A 20949-nucleotide genomic window follows, 5' to 3' on the forward strand; every position below is an offset into this window, starting at 1 on the left:
CTAAGTTCGGAAACTTGATATCAGCGGCTCTATCGGCTCGTTATTAACTTGCGCAGTAGTATTGTTTTCTCTTTTAGAGCGAACACTCAACCCTATTCGCTCGTAACGACCGGAGTCACGGATGCCAGACAACACCAAAATATATGTACTCGACACGAATATCCTCCTGCATGAACCTCTAGCTTTTACCTCTTTCAAAGAACACGATGTGGTGGTTCCGATGACGGTATTAGAAGAACTCGACTATATAAAAGATAGCAAGAAAGACGTTGCCCGAGACGCACGTGTTTCGATTCGCGCGATGGAAGACCTTCTTCATGATGCTACTCCAGAGGAGATGCTAGCGGGGGTATCTTTACTTGGGTTGGGGGCCGGTGACAGCGCCCCCAGTGGTAGTTTGAGTATTTTTGCTGACTTAAATATGCCCTCTCAGCAACAAGTATTCACTAGTAACGAAAACGACAATCGAATTATTAATGTTGCCCTGCACCTTCAAGCACAAAAAGCACCTAGGCAGGTGGTTTTGGTGACCAAGGACATTAATATGCGTCTAAAAGCAAAAGGCGCGGGCATGGGCATAGTTGAAGACTACAGAACCGACCAACTCGTAAGTGATATCAAATACTTATCGAAGGGGTATCATCAATTTGAAGGAAGTTTCTGGGATAAGGTACAAAGCGTTGAGAGTCATACTGAAGGCAGAGATACCATACACCTCATTCCCAAAAGTGTGTTACCCGAAGCTTATGTGAATGAGTTTCTGGTTGACGAAAGTAGGCAATTTGCTGGTATTGTTGAATCTCTCAACAGCGACACTTTAGAAGTGCTTGATCTAGGTTATGAGCGACTGATGTCGCGACGTGCTTGGGGCATATCGCCTAAAAATATTGGCCAAGCAATGGCTTTGCACGCGCTACTCGACCCACATATTGATTTGTGCGTGCTAACAGGGCCTGCTGGCAGCGGTAAAACGCTCTTAGCTTTGGCGGCCGCATTGGAATTAGTGGTAGAAAAAAATCTATACGACAAAATCATCGTAACACGCTCGACCCCTGAAATTGCCGAGTCGATAGGTTACCTGCCGGGTACAGAAGAGGAAAAAATGGCCCCGTGGTTAGCTGCCATTACAGACTCCCTCGAGGTATTACATAAGCATGATGAAAATACCAAAGGTTCGATGAGCTACATTATGGAGAAAGCCAATATTCAGTTTAAATCGGTGAATTTTATGCGCGGCCGCAGTATCCAAAATGCTATTGTTATTCTCGATGAATCGCAGAACCTCACTGCGTCACAACTCAAAACTATTATTACCCGATGCGGCGAGGGAACAAAGTTGATCTGTGGCGGTAATCTTGCACAAATAGACAGTAATTATTTGTCGGCGGTAACTTCGGGATTAACTTATATTGTTGAGAAATTTAAAGACTTTTCTGGTAGTGCCACCTTCAATTTAGACGGTGTAGTGAGAAGTCGCTTAGCTGAATTTGCAGAAAAGCAATTGTAATAAAAGCTTGTCGTGAAGCTTTTTTGACTCTTATTTTCGACATGATAATATCGAAATTCAGCGTGTGGCTTTTATGCAGTTTGCCTCGTTTGCAATGCTAGCGTCACACACCGAGGCTTTCGCTGTTGATTGTTTTCTAATGCTAGTAAACAATTTAGTTACGGTTATTTGTCATTTGGCCGATAACACATAATTAGGCACACTTCCTCTTAACGGCTGGAGCCTCGACTTTGATACTTAGAATTACAGGGTAGTTTTGGTTTTCTCATGGAGTATTGAGATGATGTTTGTTCACATTATACTGTGCTTTTGAAGCTGGGTTGTTTGAAACAAGGCTGTAAATGAGCGAAAAAAAAGCGACGATACTCGTAGTTGATGACGAAACTATCAATCTACAGATTATTAATAATGCCCTTGCCAATGAATATGAGATACTCGCCGCTAAATCGGGTGAGCAAGCTGTACGTATAGCAACTCAGTCGCTTCCTGACCTTATATTATTGGACATTGTTTTACCTGATTTAAGCGGGCACGATGTGTGCCGCGTATTAAAGGAAAACGAAATAACCTCGCACATTCCTATTATCTTTGTTACGGCTCAAAGCAAACCAGAAGATGAGCTCAAAGGACTCGAGTTAGGGGCGGCAGATTATTTTCGAAAACCATTCATACTGCCTTTACTTCGCGTGCGAGTGCGAAATCAAATTGATTTGATACACAAAACGAGAGCCTTGGAAGAAATGGTTTGGTTGGACGGCTTAACAGGTATCTCGAACCGCCGTCATTTCGACCAACGCTATCAAGATGCTTGCAAGTATGCCCAGCGAAACTGCCGCAGTATATGCGTGCTTTTGCTCGATATCGACTTTTTCAAACAGTATAACGATGTTTATGGGCATGCAAAAGGCGATATAGTGTTAAAGCAAGTTGCTCAAGAGTTAGAGCTTGGAGCCGCTCGCCCACTCGACTTAGTCGCCCGCTATGGTGGTGAGGAGTTTGTTATTCTGCTTACCGACGCTACCGCTAGAGAAGGGGCTCTTGTTGCTGAAAAAGTGCGTGAGCGTATCGAGAATTTGGCTATTCCTCATAGCCAATCACCCACGCACAAGGTGGTCACAATTAGTGTTGGCGTAACAACGAGCACTCCCAATGGTGCTAACTTTGATGCTGATGCCTTACTAGAGACAGCCGACAAATGCTTGTACCAGGCAAAGGATGCTGGCCGAAATACTGTGGTTAGCACAGACTTTCGACCACAAGCCTAAGCAATTTAACCCTACCTCTTTGTTAATGTAACGCATTTCTGTAGATGCTGTTCTGGCCGAAAAACAGGTAGTGTTATAATATAACTTTACATGACATTTGTTATATTATAACATTCTTCCAATCTCTTAATATAACTCTTCTACGGACAGTAAGATGAAATCAAAAGCATTAATTTCTTTATCTGTTTTGGCAGCACTCTCTGCCAACCTTCAAGCTAAAACAGTATCTGGTCAAGTTAAAGACCAAGGTGGCTTGCCGCTTACAAAAGGTAAGGTCCAAATTATGGGCACCAACAAAAGCGTACAAATCGATGAAAATGGTCGCTTCACGTTTAGCGGTGTAAAGCCTGGCAAAATTGAGCTTCATGTAGCGAGCTCTCAGCATATCCATAGCAGTACAGAACTAGATGTGCCTGAAGCTGGCCTTGTAGATGTGAATATTCAGGTAGTCAACTCAAGCATCGAAATCTTCGACGTTACCGCAAGTGCATTTCATGCCTCTACAATAGAGTCTGCTGCTCCGGTAAGTGTTTTAGCTGGCGATGAGCTAAGAAAAAAACAGGCATCCACCTTGGGTGATACGCTTAAAAATGAAGTAGGTGTACATTCTACTTTTTATGGCAACGTAGCGAGTTCCCCTATCATTAGAGGGCTTGATGGCCCGCGTGTGTTGATTACTCAGAATGGTCTTGATTCTGGTGATGCTTCTCGTGTTGGCCCCGATCATATTGTTGCAACTGATTCCTCTACCGCTACACAAATTGAGATTTTACGTGGTCCAGCAACCTTGTTTTATGGCAGCGGCGCGATAGGTGGTGTAGTCAATGTGGTAGACCAACGAATTCCAGATAACAATGACTGGGAAGGTGAGCTACTTACTGAGCGCAACACTAACAATAGCGAAGAAAGTTTTGCCGGTTCACTAAAAGGTGGTAGTGGTGATTTTGCATTCAACGTGCAAGCCTTTTATCGTGACGCCGATGATTATCGTATTCCAGGCTATGCCGAAAACGAAGAAGCACATGATGATGAACATCACGATGACGACCATGACGACGATCATGATGATATGCATGAAGAGGATCACGAAGAGCACGATGATGAACATCAAAGCGATGAAAAAGGCATCGTTGAGAACTCATCAAGCCGTAGCAAAGGTTTTACTCTTGGCGGCAGCTATCTGATGGATAACGGTTTCGTTGGCTTTTCCTTTGAGCATATGTCGAGTGTCTATGGCATTCCGGGTCATGCACATGGCCATGAAGACGAGCATGATGAAGATCACGATGAAGAGCATGGTGATGAACATGAAGGCGAACATGACGATGAAATGGAAGAGATCGTCAAAGGTGATCTACAGCAGAATCGTTATCAGCTGATCAGTCAGCATCAAATAAGCTCAGACTGGTTAAGTGCCATCAATACAAGCTTTGCCTATACCAATTACACGCACGCAGAGATCGAAAATGGCGAGATTGGTACTGTGTTTGCCAATGATTCGCAAGAGGCTAGAGTAGAGCTTATACATCAGCCTATGGCTGGTTGGCGTGGTGGTTTGAGCGTGCATTACAAAGATAGCGATTTCGAAGCAATTGGTGAAGAGGCATTTACTCCGCCATCGAGAACACGCAGCTTGGGTGTGGGTATTATTGAAGAGCAACACTTTGGTGACGTCTTGGTGCAACTGGGTGCACGCATTGAAAGAGTGCGCATTGAAGTGCCTAGCCTTCAAATTGGCGAAATAGAGCTGGAAGGCGAATTGCATGAAGACCACGATGACGATCATATGGATGATGACATGCACGGTCATTCAGAAGGCCATAGTGACATCGAGCGTTTTTCTGGTGGTAGCAGCAGTAGAAACTTTACACCGATGAGTTTATCTGCGGGTGCAGTATGGGATTTCGCTGAAGGTTACAATTTGGGTGTGTCTTATGTACATGCGCAACGAGCGCCTTCTAATGCAGAATTATACTCATTCGGCCCTCACATCGGCACTAGCACCTATGAGCTAGGTGCCTTGTTCAATGTTGATGAGGATGGTGATATTACTTTCAATAGCGGTGGTGTAGAGGAAGAAGAGTCCAACAACATTGATATTTCACTTCGCAAATTTAGTGGAAATTTTGGTTTCGTACTAAATGCATTTTACAACAGCGTAGATAATTATTATTACGCAGCCGAAACCGGTTTTATTGCGAGTGATGAGCATGAAGAAGAGCATGCGGATGAGCACATGGACGAAGATGAGCACGAGCATTCTGAGGAAGGGCTTCCGGTATTCGTGTTTGATTCCGTTGATGCTGATCTCTACGGCTTTGAAGCACAGTTAAACTGGCAGGCTACTTCATCGCTTCGCCTACGAGCACAAGGCGACATGATCCGTACCCGTTTAGATAACACAGAAAATGGTCGTTTCTTGCCGCGCACCCCGCCAACTCGATTTGGTGTGAGTGCAAACTACGTGTTGAATGAGTGGCAAGCTGAACTCAGTGTTAACCATCATTTCGAGCAAGATCGCACAGCTGAGTTTGAAACAAGCACAGATGCTTACACTTTGGTCGACCTAGACCTTAACTACCAAACGGCATATCAAAATGTTGATTTGACCGTGTTCTTAAAAGGTAGAAATCTAGCGGATGAGGAAGCCAGGGTTCATACTTCATTCTTAAAAGATTTAACGCCGGTACAAGGTCGCTCATTTATCTTCGGCGTGCGCGCAAACTTCTAAGTGCGTCTGTGCCAGCCTCTCTCTTGGCTGGCAATCAATATGGTTCCCGTGTGTGGCCAGCTAATATAAGGTACGAAAGTGCTTTGTGTTAGCTGGTTTTTTTGTGCTTACTGTGTGTATATCAAACGCCCCCCAGTTTCTTCCATAACTGATATTTCTTAACATTTTATGAATGTTTTATGATGTTGATGTCAAAAAAGCTTCACTGTAATGCAAGTTAAATGTCACCCCACTGTCATAGGTCAATCCCAAACTACACAAACCAAAGTATGCAGTCATTGGCCATAGAGTCGCTTTGGATTTAACAACAAGGCACTGCAAAAACGCTTTGTCTTCATATAAATAACTGGGAAATGTTATGAAAAACTCATCTATTACAAATTTAAAACTCACCACTCTTGCGCTTGCTGTGTCTCTTGGTTTGTCGGGTTGCTTTCTTGAGGGTGATAAGGGTTCAGATGGCATCGACGGCATTGATGGTGCTGACGGCGCTCAAGGTCCAATCGGTCCAGAAGGTCAAGACGGCGGGCAAGGTGAGCAGGGGCCTAGCGGTGATTCTGCTGGAAAACTAACTCGTATAGCAACAGTCCCTGACGGCGCTGAAGTTACAGGCATTTTTCTCACAGATGAAGGTGATTTGTTTTTCAATGTTCAACATCCGTCAAATGCTAATACTGCCACGACTGATATTAATCCCATGCCCATTAATACCGGCACAGTTGGCGTGCTTTCAGGTGTGAATTTCAACCGTTTGCCTTCTACATTGATAGATTCTCCTGTTCCTGCCAGTCAGCAAGAGCGTGAAACGGTGGTTAGTGCATACGGTCAATATCAGGTGCTTGGGCAAACAGGCGATACCTTCGAGGGCATGCTTTCCGAAGGTTTAGGTCATATTTATACCCTTGATAAACAAAGCTTGATCCTCGAAAACGATATGCCAGATTTTAATGGTTTTGTCTCAACTGGTGAAGGTGAGGGCTATCTATTCTCTAACTGGGAGGAGCTTCCTGGTGGAATGAGCCGAATGAAAGTCGAGAAAGATGCACAGGGAATGTGGGAAGTTACTGAAGCAATGATGATTGATTTCTCTTCGGTTTGGGGAACAGCTGCAAATTGCTTCGGCTCTATGACGCCATGGAATACGCCACTGACTTCTGAAGAGTGGGTAGTTGATACAAACGTAAACAGTACTACTGATGCCGATTGGAATGACCCTAATGAGATTGCAAATAATAGTCGCCTTGGTCGCATGTGGGCAATGACAGCGCCAGATGCCCCAAATCCATACAACTATGGATACATAGCAGAAGTTAAAGAGGCAATTTCTGATACTCCTCAAGTTGTTAAACACTTGGCAATGGGGCGTTATGAACATGAAAATGCTACGGTGATGCCAGACGGTAAAACGGTCTATTTATCGCAAGATGATACCGGTGGCGTGTTCTTTAAATTTATCGCGGATAACGCCGAAGACTTATCTGCTGGCACCCTATATGGCGCAAAACTCGAGCAAGACCCAGGGCAAAACGACCCAGCAACCACAGGCTTCAATGTAACTTGGGTTGAAATAGCTTCAGGAGACAACGCGACAATTCGTGCTTGGATCGACGAATACAATGGTATCGGAAGTGATGACTATGTTGAGGGTGCAAGCTCCTATATCACCATGGCAGATGTTCAAGCTTGGGCCAACGGTGACACGACCTACCCAAGTGAAGAAAATGGCGGTGGTGCCGTTACTGCAGGTGATCCAATGGATGATCGCGTTGCCTTTTTGGAGTCTCGTGCGGCTGCAAAAATGAAAGGTGCAACAGCTGAGTGGCGTAAATTAGAGGGAATTAGTATCAATCATGATAGGGCAAAAGAAGCTGTTGAAGGTGTCGATTTGATTGAGGGTGAGCTAGTGACTAACGCCTACCTGTATATGGGTATTGCTGATATAGACAATACTATGACGGATGGTGAAGGTGACATACAGCTGTCAGCGCGTGTTAAAGACTGTGGGGGCGTTTATCGAGCTCGTCTTGGTGAAAACTATAATATTAGTCGAATCGAACCTGTTGTTATGGGCTCAACTTACCGTTCGAGCTTGACCGGAGCAGAGCGCTGTGATGTTGATAACTTGTCTCAGCCCGACAACGTTATCGTCATGAATGACGGGCGCATACTGATTGGAGAAGATGGCTTCCAAGAAAACAACACTTTGTGGATGTATCAACCAGCCAGTAACTAAGGCGGTATTAGCATTTAGCCACTGTGTATAAAGCGAGCCTGTGAAAAAGGAAGATCTAGGCTCGCTCTATTTTGCCATCAAATAACAAGAGAAAGCCCATGAAAGTCATGTCAAAACAATTCTTTCAGATTATCTTATCGGTCAGCGCAATGGCGTTTTTGATTGCCTGCTCTCCTTATCAAGGCCAACATAAACACAAGACTCGATTAGCGAGTAGTGATGAATCTAGTCAACTATTGCAGAGTGACTACCCGTATTCTGAAGGTGACGATATCCCTGCCATCGCTTACATGCACCACGACGAAACCTACAATGCGGAATCCGTCATTCCACCCCAGTGTTATACTAAAACCGAAGGGGTAAATAACCCTTGCTATGCCTGCCATCAAAGCTACGATAGATCCGAGGCGCGACCAAATCAAATGGGAGATGGGACACTACAAGGCAATTACGAGTTTTCTGATGTTGGGCTAAGGAACAGCTGGAAAAATTTATTTGTAGATAGGCAAGCCTTGATTGAAAGTATCCCAGATAAAGACATTGACCTATGGGTAGACGAAGATAATTATCATCAGGCATTGTCTGCGGCGGTTACTTCGGCACAGAAACAAGAATATGACTTTCTTGAAGCACAGCCGCTGCCTGCAAATATGCGCCTTGCTAACCTAGGTAATCCTGACATTGCATTCAGTAAAAACGGATTGGCTACGGACGGAAGCTTCTGGGTGGCCTACAATTATAAACCTTTCCCGAGTACTTTCTGGCCAACTAACGGATCTTTCGGTGATGCAATGATCCGCTTGCCCAAGGATTTCAGAAATATCAACGGCAAGTTTAGCGAAGCTATTTATTTTCTTAATTTGGCGGCAGTTGAACTCGCTATGAAGGATCTAGAGTCGGTGACTATCTACCCTTTTAATGAAAAGGCACACGGAATAGACATTAATGGCGATGACTTGCTAAGTGAAAGTGTGAATCGTCTAGTAAAACCCAGCCACTATTTTGGCGATGCAAAAAACACAAGCCTGGCAAGGATGCTTTATCCGCAAGGCAGTGAGTTTTTGCACACTGTGCGTTATCTAGATGAAAATGAGAAGGGTGATATCCTTCCATCCAAGCGCATGAAAGAGGTGCGTTACATGCAAAAGCACTTGTTTCGTTCTCGCGAAAGTTTAGCTTCAGCCTATTATGCTGAGGCAAAAGACAAACACTTTGAACAATTACCTCAAACTCGCTACTTGGGTGAGCGTGGCATCGACAACGGTTTTGGTTGGACAATCAATGCTTTTATTGAAAATAAATCAGGTGAGCTTCGTCCTCAGCATGAACAAGAATTAGCCTATTGCAACGGCTGTCATAAGTCGGTTGGAGCCAGTTTCGATCAAACTTTCTCCTTCGTACGTAAGGCTCCAGGCATTGATGGTTGGGGTTACATCGACCTAGCAAGCTTAACCGATGCACCTAATATAAACGAGGAACTTGGAGAGTACCTTACTTATATGACTAGAGTCGGTGGTGGAGATGAGTTTAGACAAAACACCGAAATGCTCGATAAATGGTTCGATGATGATGGCAAGATAAAAGCATCGGAGGTTGCCAATACTCCGTCCTTGCAGGCTCTGATTGTTCCGTCACCGGAACGAGCTAGAAAACTGAATAAAGCCTATTTCACCATCGTGCAGGAGCAAAGCTACCTCTTTGGCAGAGATGCGACCATTTCAACAGCAAAAAATGTTATTGAAAAAATAGACACGGAGCAAGCGCCGCTATTGGATGAACATCAATATAAGTGGGACATGCGCTTGGATTGGGCACATCAAAGTGGACTAAATTTAGCGAAGGAGAATTGATATGGATATTTCTTGGTTTGACTTTGGCTTTGCTTGTGCGGTAATGGCCATCGGCATAGGGACGGATGTCGCACTAGCAACTCTTGCGAGAGCTGAACAGCTCCGAAGCATAAAAAGTATTATATTGTGGATATTTGGCGTGTCGTTAACTCATACTTTGTTTCCTATGCTCGGCTACTTAATGACCTACTTTTCTGTGCAAGTTGTTCCAATGCTTACCCCTGCGATTGGCATTCTGGCAGCGTTGTGCATATTCTGGTTCTTGTATCATGAATTAGTCAACTTAGGCCGTGAAAATGACGCGAGCGACAAACAGCGTTTTCTCGTCTCTTTGGCTTTGATTTTGGCGGTTAGCTGGGATGCTTTATGGTCAGGTCCTGCAAAGTCTGCGCAAGTGATTGGTTGGCCTGAATTGCTAGTGTGGGTGTCATTTATACTGGTAGGTGTTGTTGTTTCTTTACTCGCGACTAGCGCATTCGTGTTCTCAAAGGTGCTACAAGCAATTATTTTGAAAAGCCAGCCAGTTCACCTTAGTCTGCTTTGTATGCAATATTCGGTTATTGCGTATTTCGGCTTTCTAGCCATCACTCGCTACACACTTAACTTGTCACTAGCCTGGTATTCAATCATGGGCTTGTCCTTAACCATAACTGGGGTGTTGATGCTGTGTCGACTCAAATTGAATCGTTTCCAATATCAATAGGCACAAGCTGTGAAAGTAAATTCTCGCCAGTCGGTCTTATTAATACAACTAAGCACTACTAGTATGTATTAACTATAGCGAGTAAAAAATGCAATTATTAAAGCTTCACATCAGTATATTGGCATCCCTTTTCTTCTTTATGAGTGCTTCTGCACAGGCTGATGACGTTCAGGAAATCAAATGGATGGACTACGAAGACGCCAGAGCTAGCAACTCATCCAAGCCGATATTTGTCTTTGCGGAAATGGCTTTTTGTTCGGCCTGTAAAAAGATGAAAGAAGATGTGTTTGTGCTTGATGATATTGCGGCTACCCTGAATAATGATTTTATACCGGTAAGAATGCATACCTTGGGTATTTTTCCAAACAAGCTTAGTGATCTGAGAGATGAAAATGGCGATGAATTAACCTTAGAAGGCTCACCCGGTTTCGTGATAATCAAAGATGAGCAATACTCTGTATTTTATGGCTTTCAAAGTGCCGACACCTTGCGCAAAGTGTTTCAAATGGTATTGAACGATTAAGTGAGCGCAGCTGCAGCGCGGCGCTCAAGTCGCTCACTACCTCAGTTCAAAGCTTTTTCTTAGGCTGATATTGTCAGATGAGTTTCCGAGTAATACCTCAAATTCACCAGGCTCAACCAGCCAATTATTGTATGCCTCACTCCAAAAGGACATGTCTCGCAGTGTTAATTGCATCTCTACTTGTCCAGATTCGCCGGCTTCTAAGAATATTTTAGCAAAGTCTTTTAATTCACTCGCGGGCCGCTCAACCGAGGCTTCTTTGTCGGCTAGATAGAGTTGCACAACTTCGGCACCAGCTCGCTTACCCGTATTGCTTACTGTTGCTTTTACAGTGAGGATGTCGCCAGCTGTGATGCTTACGTCTGATAATTGTATATCGCTAATAACAAAATCGGTATATGACAAGCCGTAACCAAATGCAAAGCTCGGCTTTATCTTTTGTTGTTCGAACCAACGATGACCAATGAACACGCCTTCCTTATAAAGCGATTCAACTGCATTATAGTCGTCTAATGCTATTGGGGCTGTATCTTCTAAGCGTTTAGCTAATGTTATTGGTAGCTTGGCGCTTGGGTTCACGTCACCAAATAGAACATCGGCGAAGGCATGCCCAGCTTCTTGCCCGCCATACCATCCCCACACAATCGCATTCGCTTGCTCCGCCCACGGCATCTCCACGGCAGAGCCCGCCACTAAGAATATAATTGTATTGTCATTCACTTCTAAGAGGTTTTGAATAACGTCGTCTTGACCCATTGGCAACTTCATGTGCGGCCTATCTATCGACTCTCTGTCGTCTGCATGGCTTAAGCCACCGAAGTAAATCACGGCATCAGCGGCCTTTGCTGCAGCAAGATAGCGTTCTTTGGGCGTGAAAAGATTCCCGGGCGCGTCCCAACCTAAGGTGAAGGCTTGGTTGCCGTCATAGTCTATTTCAAACAGGTATTCTTTGTTGGCATCTAAACTCACACTTTCACTGAGGGTACTTGTATCACTGCTAATAGAACTCACAACGACTTGACCATCTATTTTTAGGCTGAATTTCCCAGCTTTTGAGACCTTAAGCTCATGCACACCACTTTCTAGTGGCTTTAAGCGTGCAGTCATCGTGATGTGGTCTTGCTTACCGTCTTGTAATTTTGATTGATACTGCGAATCGACTATCCATGATTCATTCACCAGTTTGCTTCGGGCTTCATCCTCGTAAAATGCAATATTCCAAGCAACCGTGCCAGTCCAATGCCGTGACACGAGATAATCACCAGCAATAGGGGATAGTTCACTACTTCGCGCTCGCATTACCTCGATGTTTACATCATCTCCAAGGCGTGCTTGTAACCCTGCTAATGGCGTAATTTCATAAAGCGATTTTACCTCTGAGGAACCGCCACCAGTGCCATGTTTCATATCAGCATTCGGCCCTAAAACCAAAATATTCTTAAGGTCTTTTTGCTTAAGTGGTAGCACTTTACTTTCCACTGTATTTGCCTTGGTAGCAATAGCTTCGTTCTTTAATAAAATAACGCCTTCCGCAGCAATTTTGCGAGCTGCAGCTTGATGTTCTGGCGTATTTCGTTGGCCCGGCAGGCGAGACTTATCGTACATGCCAATTGCATGTTGAACGCGCAGTATACGTCTTACTTTATCGTCGAGTATAGCCTCGGGAATGTTGCCCGCTTGAATTTCTTTTAGTAAGGGTTTCGCTAAGAAATATTCGTCATAACTTGGCACATCTGTGCCCATTTCTAAATCTAGCCCATTCATCGCAGCATCATAAGTATTAATGTCGACATTCCAATCAGTTAATAGCACCCCTTGAAAGCCCCAGTCTCCCTTCAGGATGGTGCGTATAAGATGTTCACTCTGGTTGGCATTAGTGCCATTATATTCGTTGTATGCGCCCATCATGCCAAGAACATTGGCTTCCTTTACTGAAGCTTCAAAGGCTGGAAGGTAAACTTCACGCAAGGTGCGCTCATCAGGCTTGGCATTCACGCCAGTTCGGTTAAGCTCTTGAGTATTAAGCGCATAATGCTTGATGGTTGCAGCCACATCGTTTTCCTGAATTGCTTGTATCAGCGGCACAACTAACTTTGCGGCTAAAATAGGGTCCTCACCCATATATTCGAAGTTACGGCCATACAGAGGTAAGCGAGCAAGGTTCACGCCCGGACCTAATATAAAATCCTTCTCCCGATGCCTTGCTTCTGCACCCAACACCTTCCCATGCAAAGCTGCCATGTCTTTATCCCAGCTAGCCGCTACCGATGTTAGGTGTGGGAGGTAAGTTGAATGATCGTCAGTCCATCCAGCCGGAGACCAGCTATCTCGTTCTATTTGTTGGCGCACACCATGAGGCCCATCCGAGAGCCACATTTCTGGTATTCCAACGCGTTCAATTGCGTTGACATGAAACTTACCGCTGGCGTGAACTAAGGATATTTTCTCTTCTAAGGTGAGCTTGGCAAGCAAAGCCTCAGTGTCTTGTTCAACCTTGCTACTCGACCGAGCGTAAACGCCCGTTAGCTGTTCGGGCGCTGTGTCGCTTTTGATATCACCTGTATTCTTTACTGAACACGAGAGTAAAAGCAAGGTTGAACTTAGTAATGCGAATGAGGGAATTAAAGCTTTTGTTGCCGAAAATGACATAGTGGTGATGATCCAATGAGTAATAGTGTTAATTCTTTGTTAGCAAACTAGCATTGTTTATTTGTTCAATCAAACCACTAGAAACAAGGCATTTTGAAGGGCCTGTGATGCTACCTTAGTCTCTTTTTGTGCTCACGTACTAGGTGAACACTAGCTTCCTAACTCAAGCCGTGCTTACTATTGAGGCTTGCAGTCGCAACTTGCTTAGCAAAAGTCTATGGCCGCTCATGTGACTGAAAACGACATATATTCGCCGATTACGATTATTCACATTCCATATTCGTTTTTTTACTAATAAATGATAGCGGGTATTTATGTTTAGACAGTGGACAGTTTGCTCGTTAACATGATACTAACAATTGTATGAGCAAAGAAGCCTTGTCTAGCTTCAGCTCTTCGTAATATTGATCAAGGAAAATCAATGAGCAGTAGCCATCAACATAGCGAAAATATACTATTTATCGTTATCATTTCATGCGTAGCCACCATTGGTGGTTTTCTCTTCGGTTTTGATAGTGGGGTAATCAATGGTACCTACAACGGACTCGAAAAAGCGTTCAATACAAGTGACTTAGCTGGTGGGTTTAACATCGCGAGTATGCTCCTTGGCTGTGCTGCGGGTGCTTTTTTTGCTGGATGGTTAGCGGATAAGTTTGGTCGTAAACCACTCTTAATCGCTGCTTCCGTTTTCTTTATCGTGAGTGCATGGGGTTCGGGTATTGCTGGCAGTTCCTTAGAGTTTGTTATCTATCGAATTATTGGTGGTTTTGCCGTGGGCGCTGCCTCAGTCATGGCACCGGCATATATCAGTGAAATAGCGCCTGCTCGTATCCGAGGTCGCCTCATTTCTATTCAACAAATAGCAATCATTGCTGGTTTGAATGCTGCGTTTATAAGTAACTATTTACTAGCAGACAAAGCCGGACTATCCACAGAAGCTTTTTGGCTCGGTTACGAAGCGTGGCGCTGGATGTTTTGGGTAGAACTGGCGCCTGCCGCACTATTTTTTGTGGTCTTATTTTTCATTCCCGAAAGCCCTCGGTTTCTGGTAATGAATAGGCAAAGTGAAAAAGCCGCCGCGGTGTTGAGTAAATTGTATGGTAGCGAAGCGCAAGCACCGATGATGAAGGAGATTCAAGACTCTCTCGACCGCCAAGATAGCAAACCACAATTGAGCGACCTTTATGATGCAGTAAAAAGCAGAGTGCGGCCTATAGTATGGGTAGGGATCGGTTTAGCAACATTCCAACAACTTGTCGGCATAAACGTTGTTTTCTACTATGGTGCAGTACTTTGGCAAGCCGTTGGTTTTTCAGAGTCAGATGCATTGCTGATCAATATTATCAGCGCAAGTGTGAGTATCGCCGCATGTTTAATCACCTTTAAAGTTATTGATAAAGTGGGGCGTAAGCCATTGTTAACCATTGGCTCGATAGGAATGGCGGTATCTTTAGGTGCTATGGTAGTGGCTTTCTTAAATTCCGATTTTGATGCAAGTAGCAACTCTCTTGATATGGGAGAGCTTGGCACCGTTGCTCTTATTGCCGCAAACGCCTATGTGTTTTTCTTTAACTTATCTTGGGGCCCGGTAATGTGGGTGATGCTTGGAGAAATGTTCCCTAATCAAATACGCGGTTCAGGCCTTGCAGTGGCTGGATTAGCGCAATGGGGATCAAACTTTGCAATAACACTGTCCTTCCCAGTTATGTTAGCGGGTATCGGTTTAGCCGGCGCATACGGCTTTTACACGGTATGCGCAGTTATCTCAATATTCTTTATCATTCGTTTCGTACAAGAAACCAAAGGTAGAGCTCTTGAGGATATGCAAGGTTAGCGCAGCTCAGTACCTCAACTCATCAGCTACTTAGTTTTTGGGTTGAGGTCGTCATATTTGGGTACACGCTTTTCTTTGCTTGCTGTCATCGCTTCCATAATGTCCGGCATTTGTAACATGCCACTTTGCCATGTGGCCATATAATTCAGGCTGTCAGCCACACTGTGATCGCGAGTATAGTTAATCATCTCTTTGCACCCAGCCACAGCCATAGGTGAATGCTGTGCAATGCTTTGCGCTATTTTCATTACGCTGGCAAGCATTTCTTCCTGATCGCTGAATACAGCGTTTACCAAGCCACAAGCCTTTGCTTCTGCACTGCCCATGTTGCGGCCTGTGTAGGCGAGTTCACGCACCAAACCTTGAGATATTAGGTGGGGCAAGCGTTGCAAGGTACCTACGTCGGCGGTTAAGCCTATTTCTGTTTCCTTAATGCAAAAAAACGCATCTTCCGTGCAGTAGCGCATGTCGCAAGCACTTACCATATCAACAGCGCCACCTATTACTCCGCCTTGAAGTGCTGCCAATACGGGCATTCTTACTTCTTCTAATGCATTAAAGGCATCTTGAAGAGCTAATACCATTCTTCTTGCACTTTCTGCTCTGCGTGCTGGTTCGCCTTGATAACTGGCACCCATGTTCGCAAACACAGATAAATCCATACCTGCACTGAAGTGCTTTCCTTGAGAAGATACAACAATTACACGCGCTAAAGCATACTCGTCTATCAGCCGAGCAGCCTCAGGGAGCTCTTTCCAAAATGCATCGTTCATACTGTTTAACTCTTTTGGCCGACATAGCACAATATGGGCAATATTATTTTCTATAGAGACTTTTAAGGTGCTGAAGCCAGTAAGCGCTTGTTCAAGGTTAGGGCGTGTCATAATTTTTCCTGTGGTCTAGTGTTGTGAGCTATGTTCAATATAATGATTCCATGCTGTCATAGCAGCAATACTTTGTATGTAAATATACATAATAAATCATCAATTAATTGTTAATTGCGCTATTAACTAGGCTTGACGGTTGTTATTCTTAGTATGTAATGGAATAACTAAAAATAAGAATTATGAAAAAAATATTATCGGCTCTTGCGATATCAATGCTTTCCTTGTGTTTCATCTCAGCCTGCAGCACTGGCGACACCGAAGATGGCTTTACTGTTGATTATGTGCAGTATGAATTAGACAACGGTTTAAAGGTCATTCTCCATCAAGACAGTTCTGACCCAATTGTGGCCATGGCTACAGTTGTGCATGTTGGGTCCAACAGAGAAAAGCCCGGACGTACCGGCTTTGCTCATTTCTTCGAACATATGTCTTTTAACGATTCTGAAAACGTGCCAAAAGGGGCTAATCGGAAGATGATCCCAGAGCTTGGCGGCACTCGTAACGGTGGCACTTGGAGCGACGGTACCATTTACTATGAAGTGGTACCGAAAGATGCTTTCGATAAATTATTGTGGATAGACAGCGATCGTTTAGGTTACATGATAAACACCGTCGACCAAGGTACTCTCGAAAGAGAAAAGCAGGTGGTGAAAAATGAAAAGCGTCAGCGAGTTGATAATCGTGCTTACGGCCACACGGGTCATGTGATTAAAAAGAGTTTATATCCAAGCTCTCACCCCTATAATTGGACAGTGATTGGTGATTTAGAGGATCTTCAAGCAGCAACATTAGCCGACGTAAAAGAGTTTTATGACACCTACTATGTACCCAGCAATGCTACCTTGGTAATCGCTGGCGACATAGATATTGAAGAAACAAAGCAAAAAGTTGAACGTTGGTTTGGTGAGATAAAAGCGGGTAAACCTGTCGAGCCAATGAAACCGATGCCGGTAACACTCAAAGAGAGTAAAAAGCTATATCACATTGATAACTTTGCCAAGCTTCCAGAAATACGCTTAACCTTTCCTACGGTGGAACAATACCATGAGGACGCTTATGCTCTTGATGCCCTTGGAAGTCTGTTATCCAGTGGCAAAAACTCAGCCTTATACAAGGTGATCGTGGAGCAAAATAAACAAGCGCCAGGCGTTTCGTCTTATCATCGTGCCGAGGAAATCGCTGGCACTTTTACCGTTCGAGTTCGTGCCAATTCCGGCGTAAAACTTGATGATGTGTATAAGGCAATATTAAGTGCGCTTGATACTTTTGCGGTTGAGGGTTTTACTGACGATCAACTCACAAAAATCAAAGCGCAATCGGAAACCTCATTCTACTATGCGATTGAGAGTATTCTTGATAAAGCACTGCAGTTGGGGATCTATAACGAATATGCGGGCTCGCCTGATTTCATAAAACAAGATATTGCCAACATTACCGCGGTAAGCCGTGAAGATATCATGCGTGTATTCGAAAAATATGTGCACAATAAACCTGCAATTATCACCAGCTTTGTGCCAAAAGGTGGCATCGACTTGATTGTTAGCGACTCGTTGAAAGCACCGGTGGTTGAAGAGGAAATTAAACAAAATGCTGAGCAGAAATTTGTAGAAAATGATGAAGTTGTATTTGAAAAAACAGAAACAAAACACGACAGAAGCGAACCACCACTTACTGAGTTGCCTGCGCTAAGTATTCCTTTGGTTTGGGAAAGTAGCACAGCAAATGGCATGCGTGTGCTTGGTATCGAGCAAACGGAGCTACCCCTTGTTAATTTCAGCATTACCATCGAAGGTGGTCAAGCTTTTGATAAGCCGGATAAATTAGGTACCGCCTTCTTAATGGCGCAGCTAATGAACGAAGGCACGGCTAATAAAACGCCTCAGCAATTGGAAGAAGCCATTGGTTTGTTGGGGGCAAGTTTGAGAATATCGAGTGGCAAAGAAAGTGTCGTTATTCGAGGTAACGCGCTGGCTAAGAATTTTGAAGCTACACTGGCCTTAGTAAATGAAATGATAATGCAACCAAGGTGGGATAAAGCCGAATTTGAGCGTTTAAAATCACGCCGTCTAACCAGTATTCAACAAAGCAAAGGCAACGCCAATAGCATAGCCTCTCAAGCATTTTTGAAGCAACTCTATGGTGAAGAGCATCTGGGTGGGCAAGCTACTGGTGGCAAAGCAGCTACAGTGGCTGCTATTACCCTTGACGATTTAAAAGCCTATTACAAAAACTACCTTACGCCGAAAAATGCGAGCTTCCATATCGTGGGTGATGTTAAGCAAAGTCAAGTTGAAAAGGGGTTAAGCCAGCTTTCAGCATGGCAGGGGGAGAAAATTGCTTTACCCACGCAGCCATCGATAACAAACGTGAAAAAGCCTAAGCTATATTTTATCGACTTACCCAACGCAAAACAGTCGGTGATCTACGTTGGTAAAGCCTCTGTGGCCGGTGATGACAAGTATTTCTATCCTATCCAGTTCGCTAATATGCGTTTAGGCGGAGGCATCAGTGCTCGCTTGGCTCAAACCCTACGAATCGAAAAAGGCTACACCTATGGCGCATATTCGTATCTGCCCGCGACTGGTTATCAGAGCCCCTTTATTGCTTCCTCTCAAGTGCGAACAAACGTCACCTTAGAGTCATTGGAGGTATTCAAAGACCTGATTGGTAATTATCGTGCTACATTCACTGAAGAAGACTTAAGTGTTGCTAGAAACATGACAATAAAAAGCAATGCTCGTCGTTTTGAAACCTTAAATAGCTTATTGCGTATGTTGGAAACGATAAGTAGCTTCGATAAAGATAAAAACTACATAGAGCAAGAACAGAACTTTGTAATGAATGCTAAGCTAGTTGATATGCACAATGCTATCGACAGCTTTTTAGCCGAGCAAGAGATGATTTACCTAGTGGTTGGAGATGCGGCAACTCAGTTATCTCGAATGGAGTCGCTGGGTTACGGAAAACCAATTTTGTTAGACACCGATGGGAATAAACTGTAAATGACTTCAACTAACGAACACCGCTTCGATTTTATTCTATATGGCGCGAGCTCTTTTGTTGGCCAAATAATGACGGAATACCTAGCGTCTTACCAGGCTGAGAGCTTTACGTGGGCGATTGCTGGAAGGAGCGAAACCAAGTTACTTGAATTGAAAGAGCGCCTAAATATTCAATCGGTAGCGCACTTTCTTGCTGATGCTGATGACGAAGCTGCGTTATCCGACTTATGCTCGAAGGCTAAAGCGATAGTGAGCACCGTGGGTCCTTATGCGCTTTATGGTGAAACATTAGTTAAACTGTGTGCTCAAAGCGGCACCGACTACTGTGATCTCACCGGCGAGCCACAGTGGATAAAGGCAATGCTCGAGAAGTACGAAAACGATGCAAAAGCGTCTGGTGCTCGTATTGTGCATTGTACTGGCTTTGACTCTATCCCCTCAGACTTAGGTGTTTTTAAGCTTCAACACTTAGCCATTGAGCGCTACTCGAGAGCGGCTGATAGCGTAAAAATGCGGGTGCGTAGAATTAAAGGCGCAGCGTCTGGTGGCACTATTGCCAGTATGCTTAATGTGATTAAAGAAGCGAAAGATAACCCAGCTTTGCGAAAAGTATTGGTAAACCCCTATGTATTGTGTCCACCAGAGCATGGCTTCACTTTACGTCAGAAAAATCATAAAAAGGCTGAATATGACAATGCCATGAAGGTGTGGACCATGCCTTTCGTGATGGCCGCTATTAACGAAAGAATAGTACATCGAAGTAATGCCTTACAAAACAATTTGTATGGCGAAAATTTTCGATATGACGAAGCAATGACGGCAAAAACTGGGTTTCAAGCATGGACTTTTACCCTTGGCCTAGGGGCTTTTATGGTGGCAGCAAGCATATCACCGCTTAGGCGTTTTCTGGCAAATAAAGTACTGCCAAAACCGGGAGAAGGGCCGAGTGAAGAAGAACAACTTTCGGGTATGTTCGATATGCGCTTTTATGCAAATATCGATGGTCACGACTTGTGTGTCAAAGTGTATGGTGATCGTGATCCCGGCTATGGTTCAACGGCAAAAATGCTAGCGCAATCGGTACTGTGTTTAAGTAAAGATATTCCCGAGCTTAAAGGCGGTTTTTGGACACCAGCATCTGCCATGGGCGATAAGTTAATTTCACGCTTGGCACAACATGCCGGTGTGTCGATAGAAGAATTGGAGACTAAAAAATGATGACATCCCTCGCTCTTAGCCTACTCATATCACTCAGCTTGAGTGGCGATAAAACAAGCATCGAATCCACGGGAAAAGCGCAAGTCAGCGAGCAGGTGCTTCGCTTGTCTGAGCCTCTCGTGCAAGACGAAAAAACGGAAACCTTTGGTGCAGTGATGAGTAACTCTTCACCAAAACTGCAGTTAAAAACCCTAGCGTCGAACCCGCAAAATTATCTTAAGTCTGCTTTTCAAGTAGATACCAAAATAGCAAAAGTGTGCCAAAAGAAAGGCTGCTTCTTCATTGCTCAAGACGGCGATACTGTCATGCGAGTGTCTTTCAAAGACTATGCTTTTTTTATACCGACAGATACTGCTGGCCGAATTGTTAGGCTGGAAGGTGAGCTAGTAGAGAAGGAGTTATCACAAGAGCAAGCTGCGCACTATCGCTCAGATTTAGGCAGCGATTCGGCTTTGTCCGCATCAATACAAGCGGGCAAGGTTTACGAAATAGTAGCAAGCTCGGTCAGAATCCCAAAAGCTTTATAACTCACACTATCAGGGCACTT

Annotated in this window: 13 protein-coding genes; 11 read left to right on the top strand and 2 right to left on the bottom strand. The window is 44.2% G+C overall.

The genetic code is table 11. The annotated features are described in order from the left end of the window. Nucleotides 1-121: 121 nt before the first annotated feature. The 7 genes from ISG33_RS10725 to ISG33_RS10755 all read left to right on the top strand — a co-directional run bounded on the left by ISG33_RS10725 (nucleotide 122) and on the right by ISG33_RS10755 (nucleotide 10812). Entirely contained in the window at nucleotides 122-1507 is a 1386-nt protein-coding gene (locus tag ISG33_RS10725) for a PhoH family protein (RefSeq protein ID WP_195733586.1), read from the top strand. A gap of 341 nt (nucleotides 1508-1848) precedes the next feature. Beyond that, nucleotides 1849-2772, top strand: coding sequence for a diguanylate cyclase (locus ISG33_RS10730; RefSeq protein WP_195733587.1), 924 nt, complete (start codon nucleotides 1849-1851; stop codon nucleotides 2770-2772). Between the two features lie 154 nt (nucleotides 2773-2926). After that, on the top strand, nucleotides 2927-5503 hold the full coding sequence (locus tag ISG33_RS10735) for a TonB-dependent receptor (protein ID WP_195733588.1): 2577 nt from the start codon (nucleotides 2927-2929) through the stop codon (nucleotides 5501-5503). Between the two features lie 358 nt (nucleotides 5504-5861). Then, on the top strand, nucleotides 5862-7736 hold the full coding sequence (locus ISG33_RS10740; RefSeq protein WP_195733589.1) for an alkaline phosphatase PhoX: 1875 nt from the start codon (nucleotides 5862-5864) through the stop codon (nucleotides 7734-7736). Nucleotides 7737-7834: 98 nt separating this feature from the next. Then, nucleotides 7835-9586, top strand: a complete 1752-nt coding sequence (locus tag ISG33_RS10745) for an Aq_1262 family (lipo)protein (RefSeq protein WP_229333534.1) — start codon at nucleotides 7835-7837, stop codon at nucleotides 9584-9586. A 1-nt stretch (nucleotide 9587) separates the two neighbouring features. Next, a complete protein-coding gene (locus tag ISG33_RS10750) occupies nucleotides 9588-10289 on the top strand; it encodes a hypothetical protein (protein ID WP_195733590.1) in 702 nt (233 codons plus the stop codon). Between the two features lie 88 nt (nucleotides 10290-10377). Continuing rightward, nucleotides 10378-10812 (top strand): thioredoxin family protein, encoded by a 435-nt coding sequence (locus ISG33_RS10755; protein ID WP_195733591.1) that lies wholly within the window; start codon nucleotides 10378-10380, stop codon nucleotides 10810-10812. Nucleotides 10813-10848: 36 nt separating this feature from the next. Here the strand turns inward: ISG33_RS10755 and ISG33_RS10760 are convergent, their stop codons facing one another. Then, nucleotides 10849-13461: a beta-glucosidase gene (locus tag ISG33_RS10760; protein WP_195733592.1), complete on the bottom strand. Its 2613-nt coding sequence runs from the start codon at nucleotides 13459-13461 to the stop codon at nucleotides 10849-10851. Nucleotides 13462-13882: 421 nt separating this feature from the next. On the opposite strand from ISG33_RS10760, the gene ISG33_RS10765 reads away from it, so the two are divergent. Then, complete coding sequence (locus ISG33_RS10765; protein WP_195733593.1) at nucleotides 13883-15295, top strand: sugar porter family MFS transporter; 1413 nt, start codon at nucleotides 13883-13885, stop codon at nucleotides 15293-15295. A gap of 26 nt (nucleotides 15296-15321) precedes the next feature. Here the strand turns inward: ISG33_RS10765 and ISG33_RS10770 are convergent, their stop codons facing one another. Next, nucleotides 15322-16179 carry a crotonase/enoyl-CoA hydratase family protein gene (locus ISG33_RS10770; protein ID WP_195733594.1) on the bottom strand — a complete coding sequence of 286 codons (858 nt, stop codon included), beginning with the start codon at nucleotides 16177-16179 and terminating at the stop codon, nucleotides 15322-15324. A gap of 182 nt (nucleotides 16180-16361) precedes the next feature. Here ISG33_RS10770 and ISG33_RS10775 point away from each other — a divergent pair, with 182 nt between their 5' ends. Genes ISG33_RS10775 through ISG33_RS10785 form a run of 3 tightly spaced genes read left to right on the top strand, consistent with a single transcriptional unit; the run spans nucleotide 16362 to nucleotide 20929 of the window. Then, nucleotides 16362-19184: a M16 family metallopeptidase gene (locus ISG33_RS10775; RefSeq protein WP_195733595.1), complete on the top strand. Its 2823-nt coding sequence runs from the start codon at nucleotides 16362-16364 to the stop codon at nucleotides 19182-19184. After that, on the top strand, nucleotides 19185-20402 hold the full coding sequence (locus ISG33_RS10780; RefSeq protein WP_195733596.1) for a saccharopine dehydrogenase family protein: 1218 nt from the start codon (nucleotides 19185-19187) through the stop codon (nucleotides 20400-20402). It abuts the gene before it with no gap. After that, the gene (locus tag ISG33_RS10785) at nucleotides 20399-20929 is read left to right on the top strand and encodes a DUF4920 domain-containing protein (RefSeq protein WP_229333535.1); all 531 of its coding nucleotides are present in this window, start codon (nucleotides 20399-20401) and stop codon (nucleotides 20927-20929) included. The genes ISG33_RS10780 and ISG33_RS10785 overlap by 4 nt, the downstream gene beginning before the upstream one ends. Nucleotides 20930-20949: the final 20 nt, after the last annotated feature.

Origin of the sequence: Marinibium conchae, assembly GCF_015595035.1 — a bacterium.
Lineage (GTDB): Bacteria > Pseudomonadota > Gammaproteobacteria > Enterobacterales > Alteromonadaceae > Glaciecola.

What these genes read in the sequence shown, in the direction of transcription:
- ISG33_RS10760 (WP_195733592.1), bottom strand. Translation starts at nt 13,461, where the DNA reads ATGTCATTTTCGGCAACAAAAGCTTTAATTCCCTCATTCGCATTACTA.
- ISG33_RS10780 (WP_195733596.1), top strand. Translation starts at nt 19,185, where the DNA reads ATGACTTCAACTAACGAACACCGCTTCGATTTTATTCTATATGGCGCG.
- ISG33_RS10735 (WP_195733588.1), top strand. Translation starts at nt 2,927, where the DNA reads ATGAAATCAAAAGCATTAATTTCTTTATCTGTTTTGGCAGCACTCTCT.
- ISG33_RS10725 (WP_195733586.1), top strand. Translation starts at nt 122, where the DNA reads ATGCCAGACAACACCAAAATATATGTACTCGACACGAATATCCTCCTG.
- ISG33_RS10770 (WP_195733594.1), bottom strand. Translation starts at nt 16,179, where the DNA reads ATGACACGCCCTAACCTTGAACAAGCGCTTACTGGCTTCAGCACCTTA.
- ISG33_RS10785 (WP_229333535.1), top strand. Translation starts at nt 20,399, where the DNA reads ATGATGACATCCCTCGCTCTTAGCCTACTCATATCACTCAGCTTGAGT.
- ISG33_RS10755 (WP_195733591.1), top strand. Translation starts at nt 10,378, where the DNA reads ATGCAATTATTAAAGCTTCACATCAGTATATTGGCATCCCTTTTCTTC.
- ISG33_RS10765 (WP_195733593.1), top strand. Translation starts at nt 13,883, where the DNA reads ATGAGCAGTAGCCATCAACATAGCGAAAATATACTATTTATCGTTATC.
- ISG33_RS10745 (WP_229333534.1), top strand. Translation starts at nt 7,835, where the DNA reads ATGAAAGTCATGTCAAAACAATTCTTTCAGATTATCTTATCGGTCAGC.
- ISG33_RS10740 (WP_195733589.1), top strand. Translation starts at nt 5,862, where the DNA reads ATGAAAAACTCATCTATTACAAATTTAAAACTCACCACTCTTGCGCTT.
- ISG33_RS10750 (WP_195733590.1), top strand. Translation starts at nt 9,588, where the DNA reads ATGGATATTTCTTGGTTTGACTTTGGCTTTGCTTGTGCGGTAATGGCC.
- ISG33_RS10775 (WP_195733595.1), top strand. Translation starts at nt 16,362, where the DNA reads ATGAAAAAAATATTATCGGCTCTTGCGATATCAATGCTTTCCTTGTGT.
- ISG33_RS10730 (WP_195733587.1), top strand. Translation starts at nt 1,849, where the DNA reads ATGAGCGAAAAAAAAGCGACGATACTCGTAGTTGATGACGAAACTATC.